Source organism: Acidilobus sp. (assembly GCF_049973875.1).
Classification (GTDB): domain Archaea; phylum Thermoproteota; class Thermoprotei_A; order Sulfolobales; family Acidilobaceae; genus Acidilobus.
In genome coordinates, this window is the sequence record NZ_JBMFJI010000002.1 from 80,014 (window position 1) to 96,860 (window position 16,847).

The window sequence follows — 16,847 nt, forward strand, 5'->3', positions numbered from 1 at the left end:
CAACCTGTTACTATTATTATCCTATTCCTGTCGAAAGAGGGGAAATACCCTTATTTTTTAACGCTGAACCGATTCCATAGTTCAACGCGAAGCTCCTCCATAAAGAACCTTCGGCTAGCCAAGACTCCATCCATGTGAAGTCCCTCGTCCCTAAGACAGCTGTCTACATTAAACGAGGACAGCGACGACCTTACTATAAGCACCTCGTTGCCGACCTCAGCGGCATCCCTGCACAGCCTTTCATGGTTTGTGCCCTCGCTCCACGCCAGGAACTCCCAGAAGTCGCACTCATCACGAGGGACCTCGCTCGAGGGCAGGTATGGAGGGTTAAGTATCACAAGGTCCCATCTGTTGTTGAGGCACTTGGCGCCATTGCATTGTATAACTGCCGCGTCAGGGCCTAGCGTTGCCCTGGCGCACTCAACGGCGTAGGGAGAGATGTCAACGGCGGCAAGCCTTCTGGGGCGGAAAAGAAGTGAAGACGCCAACGCAAGCACGCCGGAGCCCGTGCCAAGGTCAAGCACGGCCTCGTAGGTCCTCCCCATCTCCTTAAGTTTTACCATAGCTTCTATCGCTAACAGTGAGTCGTCGCTGGGCTCGTAGACGCACCTGGACAAGGCCACCCTAAGCCTTCCAGCCGCAGTAGTTATTTCTGCCCACCTAGGCTCAGACACCTGGCAACACCAATCAGTTGTTCTGGGGCTAGGTCCCTGACCCTGGCGCTTGAGGGAAGACCCTTGAAGTCCTCCGGCACTCTGCCCAGACAACGGAGGGCGGCCTTCGTAACCAGCTTGTTCCTGTAAGAGAACAGGCACCTAGTGACCTTCTCTAAGGCCTCACCGGTGGAGTCCCACCTCCTTATCCTTACCATCCGCACCACGGCGGCGTCAACCTTAGGCCTTGGCCTAAACCACGACGACGGCATTACCCCTATAATTTGCGCCCTGAAGTAGGCCTGGGAAATCACTGACAGCCTGCCGTATAGCTCGCTTCCAGGGCGCGCCGTGACCCTTTTAGCGACCTCAAGCTGCAGTCCGAGAACCATGAGTTCCAGGTTGTTGTTTCTGGCAGCGTTGGTTATTATGGAGCTGCTAAGGTAAAATGGGGTGTTCGAGACCAGTACTGGCGACCTAGCTATGAGCACGTACTTAGCTCCGTCACCGATTACTACAGAGACATTATAAGGGACCCTCGCCATGAGCCTAGCTGCAAGCTCCCGGTCGAACTCCACTGCCAGGACTCTCCTGGCTACATTAGCTATTGATATAGTCAGCTGGCCCTCGCCGGGGCCCACCTCTAATACATCAAGTCCTTCAAAGCCACTGAGGCCTTCAAGGAAGAGGCCTACCCCATCCTTGTTGACAAGGAACCTCTGGCCAAGGTCCCTCGGGTACCTCATTTACGGCCCTCTCTGCGGGCTCCTTCAAGGACAGAGAGGTAATCCAGGAAGGGCACCCCGCTGGTGGAGGGCATCACAAATAGGTTGTACTTTGAACGGCCCTCTAGCTCCTCAAGGACCTTGTCGGTGAGCACTTCAACAGGGTCATCCTTTATTAGCTTGCGTATTTCATCAAAGGACTCGAAGGGCTTCTTGGTCCTGGCGTCCAGAATAGCCATCAGAGTCTTCTTGCCCACTCCCCTGAGGAGCTCTATGGAGTGAAGCCTTATGTTTATGGGCTCAGCCTTATTGAAGAACTCTATGAAAACCCTCTCGTTAGCCTTTATTATGAACTTTACGGCCTCCCTCAGGTTCCTCTTGGCTATCTCCGTTAGGCTTTCATATGTGAGGGGGGTCCTCGGGGCAGCTATGGCCTTAGGGGGCAGCCCCATGTTGGTGAGCGTCCTGGAGAACTCGGCGGGAGAATTAACTATCTCAAGCTCATCGCCAGCCATAACTTTAAGGAGGTCAAGCAGCCTCTGCTCAACCTTAGCTGTTGGCAGGCAGGTCCTCTTAGAGTCGCCGGTGTTAATGCAGGCCATAGGTATGCTCACCTTTCTTGTGTGCCTTCCAACAGGATCGAGGGGCTCCTCCACAGTCTCAAGGACCTCCTTGGTCACTGCGACCTCCTCGAGGGGCTCCACCGGCTGAAGTGGAATGCCGTCAAGCAGGGTGAACCTGCTCTCGCCGATTGCCTGGGCCACCGGCTTCTCCCTGTGCCACCTGTGTGGGTCCAGGTAGTAGCCGGCCTCCATGTAGTCCAAGATTATGGCTTTCCGCTCTACTTGGGACACCTCTGCCTGCTGCTCTCCCCTCCTCGGGGGCCCCCTCGGCGCTGCCATTATGTTACCTACCTAACTATTATCTGGTTGCGAAGCCTTTATATTGCTATAAAACGTCCACTCAGAGCTAAGGTGCCTACGCCCTGACCTCTCGGTAACACACTTTAAGCCTCCCGAGGCACGTCTCCCCAGGGAAGCTACATGAGCGAGGAAGGCGGCAAAGGAAGGAGGAGGATGGATCTTCCAAAGAGACGCGAGGACCTGGAAAGAATATCTGAGGAGGTCGAGGCCAGGGAGCACTCGGAGATGGAGGAAGAGCATCATCACCACCATCATGAGGAGGAAGTGGAGGACGTGGTCTCCGTCCTTGAGCTTCTGGTGGACTCACTGAACGCGAACTACAAGAGCCTGGAGTCTACGGTTAACATTCACTCTGACGAGATAATAAGGATATACAAGATATTGGCCAAGATAGTGGAGGCGTGCGGGGAAGCGGACCCCTCAGCCCGGGAGAAGAGCCTTAAGGAGGCAGTAGAGCTCCTTCGGCCTCCAGTTAAGGCCTAGATGGACTTATCTATTACTACGAAGTCCCTGCTCCTCAGCTTTAGGAGGCCATATATGAACCCAAAGCCTTCAAGTATCCAGAAGGCCGGCACTGCCAGGAGATACCTGAGCTTGCCGGCCCTCCTGACCCCGTAGACGTACACGAACCAGTAGGCGGCGCTGGTGGGCGCCGCCAACAGTAACAGGAGAAGGGAGTGGGTCAGGGGCACAAGGACCCACAGGCCTATGATGCCCACAGTCCTCAGGAATGACTTAATGAAGGTCATCAGCTTCATAGAGTTTGGCGCTCTCTTCCAGCTCTCGAGTATTCCCGCGTGCCACCTGCTCCTCTGCCTGATGAAGTCCCTCACCGAGTTGGGGCTGAGTATGCTCACCCTGGTCCTGCTCTGCCACGTGTGACCCCCAAGCCTTAGGATCTCGGCGGCAAACATGTAGTCCTCCACCCTGCTGGGTACGTTGAAGGCGTTACTCTTCAACAGAAAGGAGCCCTTTACTCCCAGCAGTTCGCCGTGGAGGCCCACGTAGGGCCTCTTTACGAGTCCTGTGAAAAGCCTGAAGAAGGAGATGTCGTCAAGGAACCTTGTGAAGTCCATTATAAATGTCAGGTAGGACCTCCCCCTGCGGGGCATGAGGACGGGGTTAAAGGCCACGAAGCCTCTCCTTTCATAGTAAGGTATCTCGTAGAGGAAGCTGTCGTCAAGGACAAGGTTATCATCATCAAGAAAGACATACCACGTGTCAGGCCTCACGTAGTTTTCCACAAAGTATCTCAGGGCCCTTCCCTTGCCAAACAGGTCCCTTCTGTAATCCTTAGGTACGACGACCACGTTAATCCAGTTCAAGCTCTTCAGGTAGCCCTCTAAAGGCGCGCCCTCATCAATCACTACGTATATTGGAATGTTCAGGAACCTGTTGTGGTTCAGGGACATTATGAGCGAGTCCCTGACCTTCTCATCAGCCACGGAAGGTATTACTAAGGCCACGTTATTGGCCTTTGTCGGGCTCCTCTTTGCGGAGTATGCGGTGAGCGCTATGAGAAGCACTATGAGGTAAACGCTCAGCATGCCCCAGTCGACTGCAATTGCGTACTTGACGTAGGGCTCTGACTGAGGTATTTGAAGCGATGAAACTATTTCCTGCACCGTGTCCGTGGCGAAGACACCTGTAGAAGATGTTAAGGGGTGAAATATATTAACCTAAGCAGCTGCCCGGCGGGGTCACTTATGGCTTAGGCGTACTCACGCCACGTGTAGCCGCACTTGGTGCACCTGTAGAACCTGGTGGGCGGCTCATCCGCGGCCCTGGTCTGCATCATCCACGCCAGCACTTCGTCGTTGCCACACCTGGGGCACCTGACGCTGCCCTTAAGAACCTGCGCCGTGGGCGGTGGTGCGTTTGCGTCGACTACTATTATCCTCTCCTTAGGCGTGTGGGCAACCCTCTCAGTGAAGCTGAGCGGGGTGGCAACGCGCGCCTTGCTGGGCGCCTCCTCCTCATAGCCGCACTTGGGGCAAACGAACACTAACTTGCCGTTAATGGACTTTGGCCTCATTAGCGTGCCACACCTTGGACAGAACTTCATCTGCTGTGCCATGCTTCCTACCCCGTCAGCCTCTGGCAGAGGTATAAATTACAAGTTAAATAGGTTAACACGGCTCTTGGCGGTTACTGGCCGCCGAACCTAAAAGCTGCCAGTGAGGCCCTTCTAATGGCATCCTCGAGCTCCTTGTCACTGATGCCCTTCTTCACCCTTCCGGACGCTATGTTCTCATGGCCTCCCAGGTCCTCTATTACACCCTGCTTGAAGAGCTCCTCAGCTATCCTCATGGCCTCCCCGTGGCCGCTCCTTATTATTAGGAGCTCCGTGTCGTCACCCTTTGAAACAAGGAGGGCCACGGTACCTCTGGTGATCTTATAAAGGGCTGAAGCTAACGCCGAGGCCCCGCTCTTGTTCCACTTGCCCCTGGCATCGACCAGCTTCAGGAAGCCCACGGCCTTAGCCGTCATTGCCAGCCCCGTGGCCACCTCCTTTATTTCCCTGTCACTTCTCTCGGAGACCTCGAGACCCTTTGACACTAGGTTCTCATAATCCTTGGCCGAAGGCACTACCGAGACGTCGAAGGGCAGCACGCTTGAGGCCCACTGCACGTACTTTCTCCAGAGCTCAGGGTCCTTAGACTGGTTTATCGCCTTAGATATGGAGGCCGCCAGCTTTACCATGCCTTCAGTTGCGCTTCTGTTGTTCCTGCTCAGCCAGCCGCCCCCCTCAAGCACCGCCGCGCTCGACACTAGGTCCTTAAGCCTTGGAGTCAGCTTGACGCCGAGCGATTCCAGGAAGACCTTTACCAGCACTGAGGTGGGCGAGAGCCCTATGAATGTAACGGCCGAGTACTTGCCCTCTATATATGTGCTCTTCTCTATGGTTACCTTGTGGTGGTCAAAGTAGTAGATCTTGGGCCTGCAGCCGCTCGCCGTCAGCTGATCTAAGGACGCCTCCACCTCCTGAGTGAACGGTATGTCCAATATTATAACGTAGTCCCAGCAGCCTCCCTTAAAGGCCTCAGACATAGTCCTTGGGCTCGCGGGCCGGAGCTCTGCCGGGCACTTGTTACCCTTTATGGGAAAGGCCTTCGCAACCTCGTTGGCATAGACCATCTCAGCTGACGCGATGATCCCATCTGCGTCCCAGTCACCAACTATCAGTATCTTAGGGCATTGTCCGCTCATTGTGACTCTAAAACCTCCTGCCCCGGCGGAGCCCCAGCTCACTTTACATGTCCAGCAATGAAAAGCGTTTTTAATTGTTATCGCTTTAAAGAGTTAAAGCCTGGGCCTTACAGAATCACACGCTCCTTTGCAGAGCCCCTCAGGCAGCAGGACTAACTCCCCCTCAAGTCCCTTGAAGCTGTAGTAGGTCCGGGCCGAGTAGCACATGGCAGCCAGGGCGGCCACTGCGGCGTCAACCTCATGCCTGTTAGACATGGACCCCGGAACAACCTCAAGGTCAAGGCTTCTTATAATATCATGCACGTCAGCGCAGCCGCTTGACTTAACCGCGCTGGTAGGGTGGGTCTCTATAACTTTAATACCAAGGCTAGATAAGGCGTGGGCTATCCTCATGCCCCTGATGGCAAGCGACCTCATAGAGCGCATCGTTAGGGGGAGCAGCCTGAAGCCCTTTGACACGGCTGCTAGCTCAAAGTCCCTAAAGGGTCCTCTTCCAAGGCTAAGCGGTGAGTCCAGGGCCACAACTTCAGGGAACTCAGCCACTATGAAGTTCAAGATCTCCTCGTCGGTGTGAGTGCTTTTAGTAGAGACGCTTCGGCCCCTTACAACGGCCAGCCCCGTCACCCTTTTCGGGCTGGCCGCCAGGTCTATGCCAACAAAGGACGGCATCAGGGCGTTAGCCTCTCTGGGTCCCTTGGGAGCAGCCTGGCCTCCCTCACGTTCTCGAGGTTAAGGAACTGTTTGACTATCCTCTCCAGCCCAAGGCCTGCCCCACCATGAGGAGGCGCCCCGTACTTGAAGAAGTTCAAGTAGAACTGGAACCTCTCAGAGTTCAAGCCCTTGTCCCTGAGGTTTGCGAGCAGCTGGTCATACCTGTGCTCCCTCTGGCTGCCAGTGGCTATCTCAAGGCCCCTGAAGAGGAGGTCGAAGCCCAGCGTCCACTCCGGCTCCTGGGGCTTCCTCATAGTGTAGAAGGGCCTGACCTTCCACGGGTACTCGGTGACGAAGATGAAGTCGCTGTCGTACTCCTTAAGGGCGTAGTCGCCGAGCTCACGCTCTGCCTGGGGGTCAAGGTCCTCCATGTAGGGCAGCTGGTGGTTGTACCTCTCTTTGAGGACCTCGTACGCCTCCCTTGTGGTTATACGGGGTACCTTGGACGGCACCCTGAGCGTCAGGTCAAAGTAGTTGCGGACAGTCTTAATGGAGTCGTCAGCCTCTGCCTCCTTAGCGAGGTACCTGAAGAAGGACTCAAGCATGTTCATTACATCCTCTGGCCCCTCTATGAAGCCCATCTCTATGTCAAGTCCATGAAACTCCGTTAGGTGCTTCACGGTGTGGTGGGCCTCGGCCCTGAAGACGGGGCCCACCTCGAAGACCCTCTCAAGGCCTGCTATGACCGCCATCTGCTTGTAGAACTGGGGGCTCTGGGCCAGGTAAGCCTCCCTGCCAAAGTATATCACGGGGAAGACCTCGGCTCCACCCTCGGTGCCGGTTGCCACTATCTTAGGCGTGAACACCTCGACGAAGCCGTTCTGCCTGAAGAACTCCCTGAACTTGTTGGCTACCCATGATTCAAACTGGAAGATGGCTGACACCTTAAGGTTCCTGACGTCGAGCCACCTGTAGTCGAGCCTCACGTTGAGCTGGGCCTCGGTGCTCGTGGCCGGTTCAAGGGGTATGGGCTCCACAGGCTTTGAGAGGACCTGAACGTCTGAGGCCTGCAGCTCGTACTTCAGCTTGCTCTTGCTTTCAACAAGAGTGCCCTCAAAGCAGGCCACGGTTTCCTTGACAAGCTCCTTAGAGGCCTCTATGGCGGTCTCGGGGGTCACGCCTTTCTTTATAACGACCTGAAGGACGCCGCTCCTGTCCCTGAGTAGCACGAACCTGACGCCGCCCAGGTCCCTTATGTTGTCGACCCACCCGCACACTCTGATCTTCTGGCCTAGCAGGCTGTTAGCCCTGTCGTATACCTGGGAAATGAAGCTGTCCTTTAGCACGCTGGCCCCCGCGTCGCATGCCGGTGAGCATAATTTTAAGCTTGATAGGGATCATACGCTCTGCATTTTTAAGGTTAAAAATGTAGGACTATTAATAAAATATCTGTGGGACTTATGCCGTCAACGAAGCTTGTCAGCCTAAGCGAGGCCGCTGGCCTAGTAAGGGACAACGACGAGGTCACCATAAGCGGCATGACGTTCTTTAGAAACCCAATGGCATTAATATCTGCAATAATAAGGGCTGGCATAAGGGGCCTCTCGTTCGTCGACAGGGAGCCAGGCCTTGGCCTCGATATTATGGTGGCCTCAGGCGCTGTTAACAGGGTTAGGGCCGCTATGGCCACCTTCGAGCATTACGGCCTGGCGCCTACGGTGAGGAGGAAAGCTGAGGAGGGAGCCATAAGCTACCTGGAGGACACCTGCGGGGCCGTGATAGCCGGCCTCAGGGCCGGCGCTCAGGGGGTCCCATTCATGCCAGCAAGGGGCATCGTGGGCTCTGACCTGCTCAAAATACATGAAGCGGCTGGCACGTGGAAGGTCATAGAGGACCCATTTACTGGGGAGAAGCTAGTCGCGGTAAGGGCCATAGAGCCCGATGTCGCGTTGGTTCACGTTCACGTGAGTGATGAGTACGGCAACGCGGTGATAATGGGGCCACGGTTTGAGGACGAGCTAAAGATAAGGGCCGCCAAGAGGGTTATACTATCTGCTGAGAAGGTGGTCAGCAGCGAGGAGCTTAGGAAGCTAACCAGGGACCTGGGCCTGACGCTCTCAGCGACTTCGCTGTACGTCTCAGCCGTGGTTAGGGCTCCTGAGGGTGCGTGGCCCACGGGAGTCTATGGGCTCTACGAGCCTGATTATGAGGCCATAGAGGCCTACTACAAAGCCGCCAAACAGGGATTAGCAGCGAGCTGGATCAAGGACAACCTATTGAGGAGGTGGCAATGATGTCGAGTAGGCCAACAGACCTTATGATAAAATGTATGGCGAGCTTTATATGCAACGGTGACTACATATATCACGGCTTGGACAGCATACTTCCAACTCTTGCCATGGTATATGCTGCCAGGTACCTTAAGAGGGACTTCGTATGGCACAGCGTGGGCGAGTCCTTTATGCCTGACCCCGCTAGGGTTGCAGTGAGGCCCTCCACCGGCGACCCCTCCATGGAGCCCGACCCAGTGGGGTTCTTCACCACTATAGACTCTTTTGACATAGCTGCCAAGGGAAGGATGGACCTGATGTTCTTTGGCGCGGCCCAGGTGGACGAGGGCGGGAACATAAACTTGACGGTAATAGGCAGCTACGAGAGGCCCAGGGTAAAGCTCCCAGGGGGCGCGGCGGCCGCATATCTGTTCCCCCTGGTTAGGAAAATAGTTGTGTGGGCAAGGCATGAGCCCAGGGTACTGGTTCATAGGGTTGACTTCGTCACGGGGAGCGGCGAGGAGAGGCTCAGGAGGGGGCTGCCGCTTTACCTGTGCACTAACAGGGCCCTCATAGAGTTCACCCGGGAGGGACCCGTGCTCAGGTCCCTGCTGTACGGCTTCACGGTGGACGACGTCCTGAAGTCTGCGTCAATGAGAATAAAGGTGCCTGACAAGGTCGGGGTGATACCCCCTCTCGGCGAGGAGGAGCTGAGGGTCATCTCAGAGGCGGACCCTGGCGGGCTAAGGTATGAGGAGGGCTACGGCTAACTGTAGTACGCTTTGAAGCCAGCTCTAACTGATTGGGAGGGCTCAATGACGGTGAGGCCCATGCGATTATGGTAAGCGTCAGGGGCTCCACTCATGGGCTCTATGGCCACGGAGCCCTTGATCCCAGTGTATATCTGGAAATACCTCATGCTGTCGCTTACTACCCTGACGGCCTCCCTGCCGTTGACTATGAGCTTGACTAGGCCTGAGGGAACGAGGAAGCAGTCGTCGTATTCACCATCATCGCCAAACACGTAATAGTAGAGTTTTCCCGTTGGTATCTTGTCAACGGCCTCACACCTAAAGGCCTCCGCCTCCACCCTCCACGGCAGGTTGCCGACGGCGAAGTAGGGGTGCCAACCCACGACTAAGGGCGCCGTCCTGGGCCCTAGGTTCCTGATCACGGCCTCGGCCGTCAGGAGGCCTTCGCTTATGGAATACGTGACCTGTACGCTGAGCTGTGAAGGGTAGCCTGGGTGAGAGAGCACGGTCTCAAGGGTCACAGAGTCCGCAGATGAGCTGATGACCTTGAACTCCCTGTCAAGAAGCAGGCCATGAATGGCGTTCCCTTCGCTGTTGCGGGGCAGGCTGTATACAATTCCGTCAAAGACGTAAGTTGCGCCCTTGACTCTATTGGCGAACGGTGCAAGGAAGGCCATGCCTGCCTTTGTTGGTGTGGATGGGTCCCCTTCCGTTATTACAGCCCTTCCACTGTGCCTAAGAGCTGCCAGGTAGGCGCCTTTTTCGTGTATGACTGCCTCGTCACCGCCACTCTGAAGCCTTATCAACGACTTTCACCCAAGGAAGGTGGTTAAAACAGGTCATTTTAAAGCTAAGAATGATCGTGCGGTGGGCTAAGTGTAAATAAGGTCCTGGGTCCTTGTTAGGGGTGGCGGATGAGGAGAACTTACCCGACTTAGCGGTGCTGAGGGGCTCAGGGTTCCCGACGCCGTAGGTTTTAGCTAAAAGCCTTCAAAAGGTTTGGCTTTTGCGCAGGCAGAGAGGCCGCGGGTCGTGAGGCCGAGGAAACTGCTGATAGTAGACGGTTACAACGATGAGCCAGGCGGCCTGGGGGTACCTCCGTACATAGACGTGTATGCCAGGTACATGGCTGGGGCGGTGTTTGACGTCGATAAGGCCGCCAAGGCTCACTACATAACAATTGATGAGCTGAGGAAGAGGCCCAACCCGGCTCAGCTGCTGAGGCTTTATGAGGCCATAATATTCATAGCTGGCGTTGTAGTTCCAGGAAAGTACATAGGCGGCAGGCCTGCAACTGCTGAGGAGCTGGCCTCCATAGCCTCGTCGCTTGAGGGCCCGCTCAAGGTCCTGGTGGGCCCAGCCGCGAGGTGGGGCATGGGGCCCGAGGGCGGCTCAGCGGGCTACCCTCCTTCGTTCTTTAAGGCTCACGGCTTTGATGTTCTCGTCACAGGCGACCCGGAGGAGTACGTCTATGACCTTGTTAAGTACGGCGAGGAGGCCGCGTCGCCGAGGGCCATCAGGGAGGACTATAGTAAGGTTAACAGGTTCGCGGTCCTCGGCGCTAGCATAGTGAGGTTTCACCCTAACTTCGGCAAGAACCTCATAGCCGAGATAGAGACCTACAGGGGCTGCGCCAGGTGGGTCAGCGGCGGCTGCTCATTCTGCGTTGAGCCCCTCAGGGGTAGACCAATAGCCAGGGATCCCATGGCAATAGTTGAGGAGGTAAGAGCGCTTTACGAGGTAGGCGTCAGAAACTTCAGGTTAGGGAGGCAGGCTGACATATTGGTCTACAACTCAAGCCAGCTGGGCTCTGAGGAGTGGCCGAGGCCCTCGCCGCAGGAGCTTGAGAGGCTCTTCCATGGTATTCGCACGGAGGCCCCTAACCTTGAGGTACTTCACATAGACAACGTTAACCCAGGCACCATAGCCAGGTATCCGGAGGAGTCGACCGAGGCCCTCAAGGTAATAGTTAAGTACCACACGCCTGGGGACGTGGCGGCCCTAGGCGTCGAGAGCGTTGATCCTCAGGTAGTTAAGCTCAACAACTTAAAGGTGACCGCTGACGAGGCCTTGAAGGCCATAGAGATAATAAACAGGGTGGGGGCGTCAAGGGGTTACAACGGGCTTCCTGAGCTGCTTCCAGGCATAAACTTCATCCTGGGCCTGCCCGGCGAGAGGAGGGAGAGCTATAGGCTTAACAGGGAGTTCCTCGAGGAGATCCTGAGAAGGAAGCTGCTCGTCAGAAGGGTCAACGTGAGGAAGATACTGGCGCTGCCTACCACGAGGGTCTATAACATGAGGTGGGGGATAAGCGGAAAGCTCGAGGCCGAGGCCAAGTCCTTCACTTACTTCGTTAGGCACGTCTTTGACAGGACGGAGCTGTCCTGGGTAGCGCCGAAGGACACCATCATGAAGAGCCTCTGGGTCGAGGAGTGCGAGCTGGGCTACTGCTACGCGAGGCAGGTCGGCAGCTACCCGCTCATGGTTATGATAAGGGGAAGCTACCCGAGGCTACAGTACATAGATGCTGTTAGGGTTGAGAGGGTTCACTCGGCGAGGGCCGTGGAGGGAAGCGTCACACAGACTGAGCCTGGTTAGCCCTGGGAAGCTCGAGGCCTAGCTCGTAGGAGACGAGCCTTAAGGCCAGCACAGTCGCAAGCCCAAAGGCCGATGCATATACCTTGGAGAGCTCCTGCGCAAGGTAGTAGACCACGCCTCCAGCAGCGGCAGCGGTGGCGTAGATCTCCCTCCTGAGCACCATGGGGATCTCCCCCACCAGCACGTCCCTGAGCGCCCCGCCGCCCGTGCCCACCAAGGTTGCAATTATGGCAACGGCCACTACGTTTAACCCCCTCGAGGTGGCCAAGTAGGCCCCAAAGACGGCAAAGTCCGCGAGGCCTATTGCGTCAGCGACGAAGAGGGCCTTTGCAGTTGAAGGCCTCTGCAAAGCTCTCCAGAAGTAGAAGACGCCTATGGAGACAGCTATTGACATTAACAGGTCGAAGGGGTCCTTAAGCACGAGAGGGGGTACCATGCCCAGGAGTACCTCGGCAATTATTCCGCCGGCGTAACTGGTTACGAGCCCAAGCACCGCGACGCCAAATATGTCCAGGCCCTTCCTGACGCCCTTAAGGGCGCCGGAGGCCGAGAAGCTCACTATGCCTATATAGTTAAGCAGCCCGAGCAGCGAGACCATGCCGCGTCGCCTTTAAAGGCGCAGAAGGCGCGCTTTTCAGATTTAACTTGCCCAATGGTCTCAGGTGCTATATTTAACCCTTCGTTTAGGCATATAAGTTATATAGGGACTAAGAGTTGCAGGGACAGGACGAGGAAGGGGGGGCCAGCTCCTTCATTGTCAAGAGAAAGGTCCAGATAACTGGCGGCTCGACCTATATAGTCTCTCTTCCTAAAGAGTGGGCTAAAGCGCTCAATATAGACAAGGGCTCAGAGGTTCTCCTCGAGCTAAACCCAGAGGGGTGGATAAGGCTTAGGTCGCCAAATTCTGCCTCAAGGAGCGTTGAGAGGGTTACTGAAGTATTGCTGAGACCTAACCTGAGCGACGCGGTGCTGTCCATGCAGATAATATCAGCTTACCTAGCGGGCTACGACACCATAAATATAAAGTTCGACACCCAGATGGCCGAGGCCGCTGAAAGAATAGCTAACTTCGTGAGAACCAAGACTATAGGCCTTGAACTGCTGGAGGAGTCCAACGATCAGCTGACCTTGAAGACCGTGGTGGACCTCACCTCCATATCGGCCCACACCGCAGTGGAGAACATGATAAGGGTAGTGAAGTCCATGATAACGGACCTCTCGGACGTGATTGAGGGCTTAAAGCAGAGGGACCTCCTTGATGCAATGATAAGGCGCGACGATATAGTAGATAAGCTCTACCTCTACATATTCAAACAGCTGAACCTAGCGCTCCAGGGCCTGATGAGCCCCAAGGAGCTTGGCATGAACGCGCTGGCCGAGGCTATAAACCTCTACACGATGGTCAAAAGCCTTGAGCGTATAGCTGACCAAGTAGTCTCAATAGCCCAGTGGCTCCTTGACTATAACGGCCAGCTGACCCCCGAGATAAGGCAGCTCTTCGACAAGGTGAAGCTGAGCGTCCTCAGCTCCATAGACCTTATAAACACGCTCTCGCAGGAGCAGATACTCCTCATGTATGAGTCCCTTCACAGGGAGGCGGTGTGGGTGGCGGAGCTCTACTCAAAGGCCAGGGCCTCTGGCTGCGCCAACGAGTGCTACCCGATATTCGACGGCGCCAGGAGGATAGTGGCGCAGACAATAGACCTGCTCGAGGCCATGATGGGCCTGAACGCCCTAAGGAGCCTTGAGAACAGAAGGGCGTTCGCGGCCTGAAAGAAAAGAATAAAACGCCCTTGTCTTTGAGTTGTGCGGGGGTGCAGGTTCCCTTTGGGGAATGTTCGAGGGAGGAGCTTGAGGAGCTTCTGCGCCTTCTGAGGCTCTCCAGGCTTTCCTTTGAAGAGGACGAACTTCAACAGCTCTGCGTTGATGTAAGTAACATCAGGTCGCTGCTTTCAAAGGTTTCGAAGTACAGGGACTGCAGGGTGGAGCCCCTCTATAATGTTTGGGATGAGACCCTGTCGCCGCCTCAGCAGGTGGCAGAAAGGCGCATCACAATAGCGTGGCTTCCTAAGGATCGCCTTAAGGATGGCATGGTCAGGGTGCCGTGGAGGGGCGGGTAACGATGAGGACAAGGACCGCCGCTTCTGTGCTCTCGGAGATGCTCTCGGGCTCCAAGACGCCAGAGGAGCACGTGATGGAGGTATATGAAGCTATAGAGAGGTGGGAGCCAAAAGTCAAGGGCTTCATAACTCTTCTTGACAGGGATTTAGTGATAAAAAGGGCAAAGGACGTTGAGAGGGAGCTCAGAGAGGGCCGCAAGCTCCCACTTGCAGGCTTAGTTGTTGCAGTTAAAGACAACATCTCAACAAGCTTCGCGCCCACCACTGCAGGCTCAAGGATCCTCTCGGGGTACGTGCCGCCATTTAATGCAACAGTTATCGAGAGACTCCTGGAGGCGGGAGCTATAATAATAGGAAAGACCAACATGGACGAGTTCGCGATGGGCAGCACCACGGAGCTCAGCGGCTTCTGGCCAACGCGTAACCCCTGGGACCTCGACAGGGTGCCAGGGGGAAGCAGTGGCGGCTCCGCCGCGGTGCTGGCCTATGGCGGCGCCGACCTGGCCCTGGGAAGTGACACTGGGGGCTCTGTCAGGCTCCCTGCTGCTTACACTGGCACTGTGGGACTTAAGCCGACGTATGGCCTCGTGAGCAGGTACGGACTCATACCGTATGCCAACAGCCTGGAGCAGATAAGCCCTATGGCCAGGTCCGTGAGGGACGTCGCGTTGCTCCTGGAAGTGATAGCGGGCCACGACCCTCGCGACGCCACCAGCCTAGCAATTGACAGGATCAGCTTAAGCTCCACGCCTTCGCCAGACCCCAGGGACTTTCGCATATGTGTTCCCCACGAGATGATAGACGGTTCTGACGCCCCCGTGAGAGGAACCATAACTAAGCTCCTTGACAAGCTGCAGTCGGAGGGCGTCGAGGTAAACTATGACGTATCTCTTCCCTCGGCTGCCGACGCGCTGCCCATATACTATACAATAGCCCTGGCTGAGGCCGCGAGCAACCTGGCCAGGTATGACGGCAAGCTTTACCCCTTCGCCGAGCTGAGGCCCAACTACACGGAGACGGTAACCGCCACCCGCGCCAGGGGCTTCGGCAGGGAGGTCAAGAGGAGGATAGTGCTGGGAGTTATGGCCCTGAGCGAGGGCTACCGCGACGAGTTCTACGTGGCAGCGGCCAAGGGCAGGAGGCTGTTGAGGGACGAGGTTCTAAGACTTACCAGGGGCTGCGTAGTTGCGGGCTCCGTGAGCCCAACGCTGCCGCCCAGGATAGGCGAAAGGATAACGGACCCGCTCAAGCTGTACGCCCTCGACGTCTACACGGTAATCGCTAACCTGGCCGGAGTTCCCTCCCTTGCCATGCCTGCAGGCTTCTACAATGACCTGCCTGTTGGCGTGCAGTTCATGGCAGGCCCTCTTGAGGAGGCCAAGCTGGTCGCCCTGGGCGAGCTCGCTGAAAGTGTTACGGGGCTCGGAGGTGCGATGGCATGAGCTACCTGCCCTTCAGGATAGGCCTTGAGATACACTTGCAGCTCACCGAGGCCGGAACCAAGCTGTTCTGCGACTGCAGCTCAAACTACAGGGGCATGGCGCCGAACACCAACGTGTGCCCGGTGTGCATGGGCCTCCCCGGCGCCTTACCTGTGCCAAAGAGGCAGCCGCTCAGGTTTGCCGCAGCCCTCTCCATGCTAATGAACTGTGAGATGCCGCCAGCAATGATATTCACGAGGAAGCACTACTTCTACCCGGACCTACCCAAGAACTACCAGATAACGCAGTACCAGGGCGGTGGCGGCGCCCCCATATGTCTCAGGGGCAGGGCCAGGTACTATGACCCTGACTCTGACGAGTGGCGCGAGGTCACAATAAGGAGGATAAACGTAGAGGAGGACCCCGGCAGGACTGAGTACGATGGCACGATAACGTCGAGCGAGAACGCCTACATAGACTACAACAGGAGCGGGGTGCCCCTGGTGGAGGTCGTCACGGAGCCAGAGCTAAGGAGCCCCAGGGATGCAAGAAGGTTCGTGGAGTACCTGCTGCTTGTCATGGAGTACATAGGTGCCACTAACCCACGCCTTGACGGGGCCTTCAGGGTTGATGCAAACGTCAGCGTCGAGGGCGGCGAGAGGGTGGAGATCAAGAACATAGGGAGCACCCTCGACCTGGAGAGGGCCATAAGGTATGAGCTGTTCAGGGAGAGCAAGCTCGTCTCCCAGGGGGGCCACGTAGAGAGGGAGACGAGGGGCTGGGACCCCGTCAGAAGGGTCACTAAGCCGCAGAGGGCTAAGGAGACTGAGGAGGAGTACCTGTACTTCCCAGACCCAGACATACCCCCGGTGCCCATGAAGGAGCTCATAGAGGAGGCCAGGCCGCTGACGCTCAGGGACCCCGCCAAATTCATGGAAGTCATAACGGCCCATGGAGTTCCCAGGAGGCAGGCGTGGAGCATGGTGCTCTACAGGCCAGCCCTCTCAGTTTACTTAAGCGCTGTGGAGAGGGGGGCGGACCCGCTTATAGTCGCCAGAATGATAGCTGTTGACCTCAAAGGCCTCATGAAGAAGCAGGGCGTGGACCCACACGAGGACAGCTCATGGCCTTCACCTGAGACCATAGCCTCTCTAGCCGAGCTCATCAGTCGGGGCGAATACACCTACGATGAGATTAAGTACAACGCGTTGCCGCTGCTGGCCACAAACCCTGGGACGCCCATTGAGAAGCTGCTGCCTCCCAGGCCGAGCGACCTGAGCGAGGTAATTACAGCTGTCCTGTCTAAGGAGAAGAAGGCAGTTAAAGACTACCTAAGTGGCAAGGAGGAGGCTCTTGACTACCTGGTTGGCTCAGCGCTCAAGATGAGGAGGGGCTATGCCGTTGACCCTAAGCTTGTGCGCAGCGTCATACTCGAGAAACTAAGGCAACTTCAAGGTAACGACGGGGGCAACTGAAGCCGCCATTGTTAAGGTTAATACATAGAAGTTAAAGCCTTGCTGCGGG

18 protein-coding genes are annotated in these 16,847 nt (G+C 56.3%); 8 read left to right on the forward strand and 10 right to left on the reverse strand.

Annotated features, from left to right (window positions below; all coding sequences use genetic code 11):
* Positions 1–50: 50 nt before the first annotated feature.
* The 3 genes from ACP5H1_RS01440 to ACP5H1_RS01450 are packed head-to-tail and all read right to left on the reverse strand — an operon-like array spanning position 51 to position 2,280.
* On the reverse strand, positions 51–674 hold the full coding sequence (locus tag ACP5H1_RS01440; protein WP_427970901.1) for a methyltransferase: 624 nt from the start codon (positions 672–674) through the stop codon (positions 51–53).
* Positions 647–1,399 (reverse strand): 16S rRNA (adenine(1518)-N(6)/adenine(1519)-N(6))-dimethyltransferase RsmA, encoded by a 753-nt coding sequence (rsmA, locus tag ACP5H1_RS01445; RefSeq protein WP_427970903.1) that lies wholly within the window; start codon positions 1,397–1,399, stop codon positions 647–649. The genes ACP5H1_RS01440 and rsmA overlap by 28 nt, the downstream gene beginning before the upstream one ends.
* Entirely contained in the window at positions 1,396–2,280 is an 885-nt protein-coding gene (locus ACP5H1_RS01450; protein ID WP_427970905.1) for a DUF655 domain-containing protein, read from the reverse strand. The genes rsmA and ACP5H1_RS01450 overlap by 4 nt, the downstream gene beginning before the upstream one ends.
* Before the next feature lie 141 nt (positions 2,281–2,421).
* Between ACP5H1_RS01450 and ACP5H1_RS01455 the strand changes: the two genes are divergently transcribed.
* Positions 2,422–2,784 carry a hypothetical protein gene (locus ACP5H1_RS01455; RefSeq protein WP_427970907.1) on the forward strand — a complete coding sequence of 121 codons (363 nt, stop codon included), beginning with the start codon at positions 2,422–2,424 and terminating at the stop codon, positions 2,782–2,784.
* On the opposite strand, the gene ACP5H1_RS01460 is transcribed toward ACP5H1_RS01455, so the two are convergent.
* The 5 genes from ACP5H1_RS01460 to aspS all read right to left on the reverse strand — a co-directional run bounded on the left by ACP5H1_RS01460 (position 2,781) and on the right by aspS (position 7,508).
* The gene (locus ACP5H1_RS01460) at positions 2,781–3,926 is read right to left on the reverse strand and encodes a glycosyltransferase (RefSeq protein WP_427970909.1); all 1,146 of its coding nucleotides are present in this window, start codon (positions 3,924–3,926) and stop codon (positions 2,781–2,783) included. The genes ACP5H1_RS01455 and ACP5H1_RS01460 overlap by 4 nt on opposite strands.
* A gap of 86 nt (positions 3,927–4,012) precedes the next feature.
* A complete protein-coding gene (locus tag ACP5H1_RS01465; RefSeq protein ID WP_427971023.1) occupies positions 4,013–4,366 on the reverse strand; it encodes a transcription factor S in 354 nt (117 codons plus the stop codon).
* An 83-nt stretch (positions 4,367–4,449) separates the two neighbouring features.
* The gene (locus ACP5H1_RS01470; RefSeq protein WP_427970911.1) at positions 4,450–5,511 is read right to left on the reverse strand and encodes a phosphoesterase; all 1,062 of its coding nucleotides are present in this window, start codon (positions 5,509–5,511) and stop codon (positions 4,450–4,452) included.
* 93 nt (positions 5,512–5,604) lie between these two features.
* Positions 5,605–6,180, reverse strand: a complete 576-nt coding sequence (locus ACP5H1_RS01475) for a DUF429 domain-containing protein (RefSeq protein ID WP_427970913.1) — start codon at positions 6,178–6,180, stop codon at positions 5,605–5,607.
* Positions 6,180–7,508, reverse strand: a complete 1,329-nt coding sequence (gene aspS, locus ACP5H1_RS01480; RefSeq protein WP_427970915.1) for an aspartate--tRNA(Asn) ligase — start codon at positions 7,506–7,508, stop codon at positions 6,180–6,182. Before aspS ends, ACP5H1_RS01475 begins: the two co-directional genes overlap by 1 nt.
* 114 nt (positions 7,509–7,622) lie before the next feature.
* On the opposite strand from aspS, the gene ACP5H1_RS01485 reads away from it, so the two are divergent.
* Both ACP5H1_RS01485 and ACP5H1_RS01490 read left to right on the forward strand, forming a co-directional pair.
* Positions 7,623–8,456: a CoA transferase subunit A gene (locus ACP5H1_RS01485; protein WP_427971025.1), complete on the forward strand. Its 834-nt coding sequence runs from the start codon at positions 7,623–7,625 to the stop codon at positions 8,454–8,456.
* A complete protein-coding gene (locus ACP5H1_RS01490; protein ID WP_427970917.1) occupies positions 8,453–9,202 on the forward strand; it encodes a CoA-transferase subunit beta in 750 nt (249 codons plus the stop codon). The genes ACP5H1_RS01485 and ACP5H1_RS01490 overlap by 4 nt, the downstream gene beginning before the upstream one ends.
* On the opposite strand, the gene ACP5H1_RS01495 is transcribed toward ACP5H1_RS01490, so the two are convergent.
* Positions 9,199–9,990, reverse strand: coding sequence for an aldose 1-epimerase (locus ACP5H1_RS01495; protein ID WP_427970919.1), 792 nt, complete (start codon positions 9,988–9,990; stop codon positions 9,199–9,201). The genes ACP5H1_RS01490 and ACP5H1_RS01495 overlap by 4 nt on opposite strands.
* Positions 9,991–10,216: 226 nt before the next feature.
* Here ACP5H1_RS01495 and ACP5H1_RS01500 point away from each other — a divergent pair, with 226 nt between their 5' ends.
* Complete coding sequence (locus tag ACP5H1_RS01500; RefSeq protein ID WP_427970921.1) at positions 10,217–11,782, forward strand: radical SAM protein; 1,566 nt, start codon at positions 10,217–10,219, stop codon at positions 11,780–11,782.
* Here the strand turns inward: ACP5H1_RS01500 and ACP5H1_RS01505 are convergent.
* Positions 11,760–12,380, reverse strand: a complete 621-nt coding sequence (locus ACP5H1_RS01505; RefSeq protein WP_427970923.1) for a trimeric intracellular cation channel family protein — start codon at positions 12,378–12,380, stop codon at positions 11,760–11,762. The genes ACP5H1_RS01500 and ACP5H1_RS01505 overlap by 23 nt on opposite strands.
* Before the next feature lie 116 nt (positions 12,381–12,496).
* On the opposite strand from ACP5H1_RS01505, the gene ACP5H1_RS01510 reads away from it, so the two are divergent.
* The 4 genes from ACP5H1_RS01510 to gatB are packed head-to-tail and all read left to right on the forward strand — an operon-like array spanning position 12,497 to position 16,798.
* Positions 12,497–13,555, forward strand: coding sequence for a PhoU domain-containing protein (locus ACP5H1_RS01510; protein WP_427970925.1), 1,059 nt, complete (start codon positions 12,497–12,499; stop codon positions 13,553–13,555).
* Positions 13,556–13,596: 41 nt separating this feature from the next.
* Positions 13,597–13,902 carry a hypothetical protein gene (locus ACP5H1_RS01515; protein WP_427970926.1) on the forward strand — a complete coding sequence of 102 codons (306 nt, stop codon included), beginning with the start codon at positions 13,597–13,599 and terminating at the stop codon, positions 13,900–13,902.
* A 2-nt stretch (positions 13,903–13,904) separates the two neighbouring features.
* A complete protein-coding gene (gene gatA, locus ACP5H1_RS01520; protein ID WP_427970928.1) occupies positions 13,905–15,344 on the forward strand; it encodes an Asp-tRNA(Asn)/Glu-tRNA(Gln) amidotransferase subunit GatA in 1,440 nt (479 codons plus the stop codon).
* Positions 15,341–16,798 (forward strand): Asp-tRNA(Asn)/Glu-tRNA(Gln) amidotransferase subunit GatB, encoded by a 1,458-nt coding sequence (gene gatB, locus ACP5H1_RS01525; RefSeq protein WP_427970930.1) that lies wholly within the window; start codon positions 15,341–15,343, stop codon positions 16,796–16,798. Before gatA ends, gatB begins: the two co-directional genes overlap by 4 nt.
* The last annotated feature ends 49 nt before the right edge of the window (positions 16,799–16,847 follow it).

What these genes read in the sequence shown, in the direction of transcription:
- rsmA (WP_427970903.1), bottom strand. Translation starts at nt 1,399, where the DNA reads ATGAGGTACCCGAGGGACCTTGGCCAGAGGTTCCTTGTCAACAAGGAT.
- ACP5H1_RS01450 (WP_427970905.1), bottom strand. Translation starts at nt 2,280, where the DNA reads ATGGCAGCGCCGAGGGGGCCCCCGAGGAGGGGAGAGCAGCAGGCAGAG.
- ACP5H1_RS01455 (WP_427970907.1), top strand. Translation starts at nt 2,422, where the DNA reads ATGAGCGAGGAAGGCGGCAAAGGAAGGAGGAGGATGGATCTTCCAAAG.
- ACP5H1_RS01465 (WP_427971023.1), bottom strand. Translation starts at nt 4,366, where the DNA reads ATGAAGTTCTGTCCAAGGTGTGGCACGCTAATGAGGCCAAAGTCCATT.
- ACP5H1_RS01470 (WP_427970911.1), bottom strand. Translation starts at nt 5,511, where the DNA reads ATGAGCGGACAATGCCCTAAGATACTGATAGTTGGTGACTGGGACGCA.
- ACP5H1_RS01475 (WP_427970913.1), bottom strand. Translation starts at nt 6,180, where the DNA reads ATGCCGTCCTTTGTTGGCATAGACCTGGCGGCCAGCCCGAAAAGGGTG.
- ACP5H1_RS01485 (WP_427971025.1), top strand. Translation starts at nt 7,623, where the DNA reads ATGCCGTCAACGAAGCTTGTCAGCCTAAGCGAGGCCGCTGGCCTAGTA.
- ACP5H1_RS01490 (WP_427970917.1), top strand. Translation starts at nt 8,453, where the DNA reads ATGATGTCGAGTAGGCCAACAGACCTTATGATAAAATGTATGGCGAGC.
- ACP5H1_RS01505 (WP_427970923.1), bottom strand. Translation starts at nt 12,380, where the DNA reads ATGGTCTCGCTGCTCGGGCTGCTTAACTATATAGGCATAGTGAGCTTC.
- gatA (WP_427970928.1), top strand. Translation starts at nt 13,905, where the DNA reads ATGAGGACAAGGACCGCCGCTTCTGTGCTCTCGGAGATGCTCTCGGGC.
- gatB (WP_427970930.1), top strand. Translation starts at nt 15,341, where the DNA reads ATGAGCTACCTGCCCTTCAGGATAGGCCTTGAGATACACTTGCAGCTC.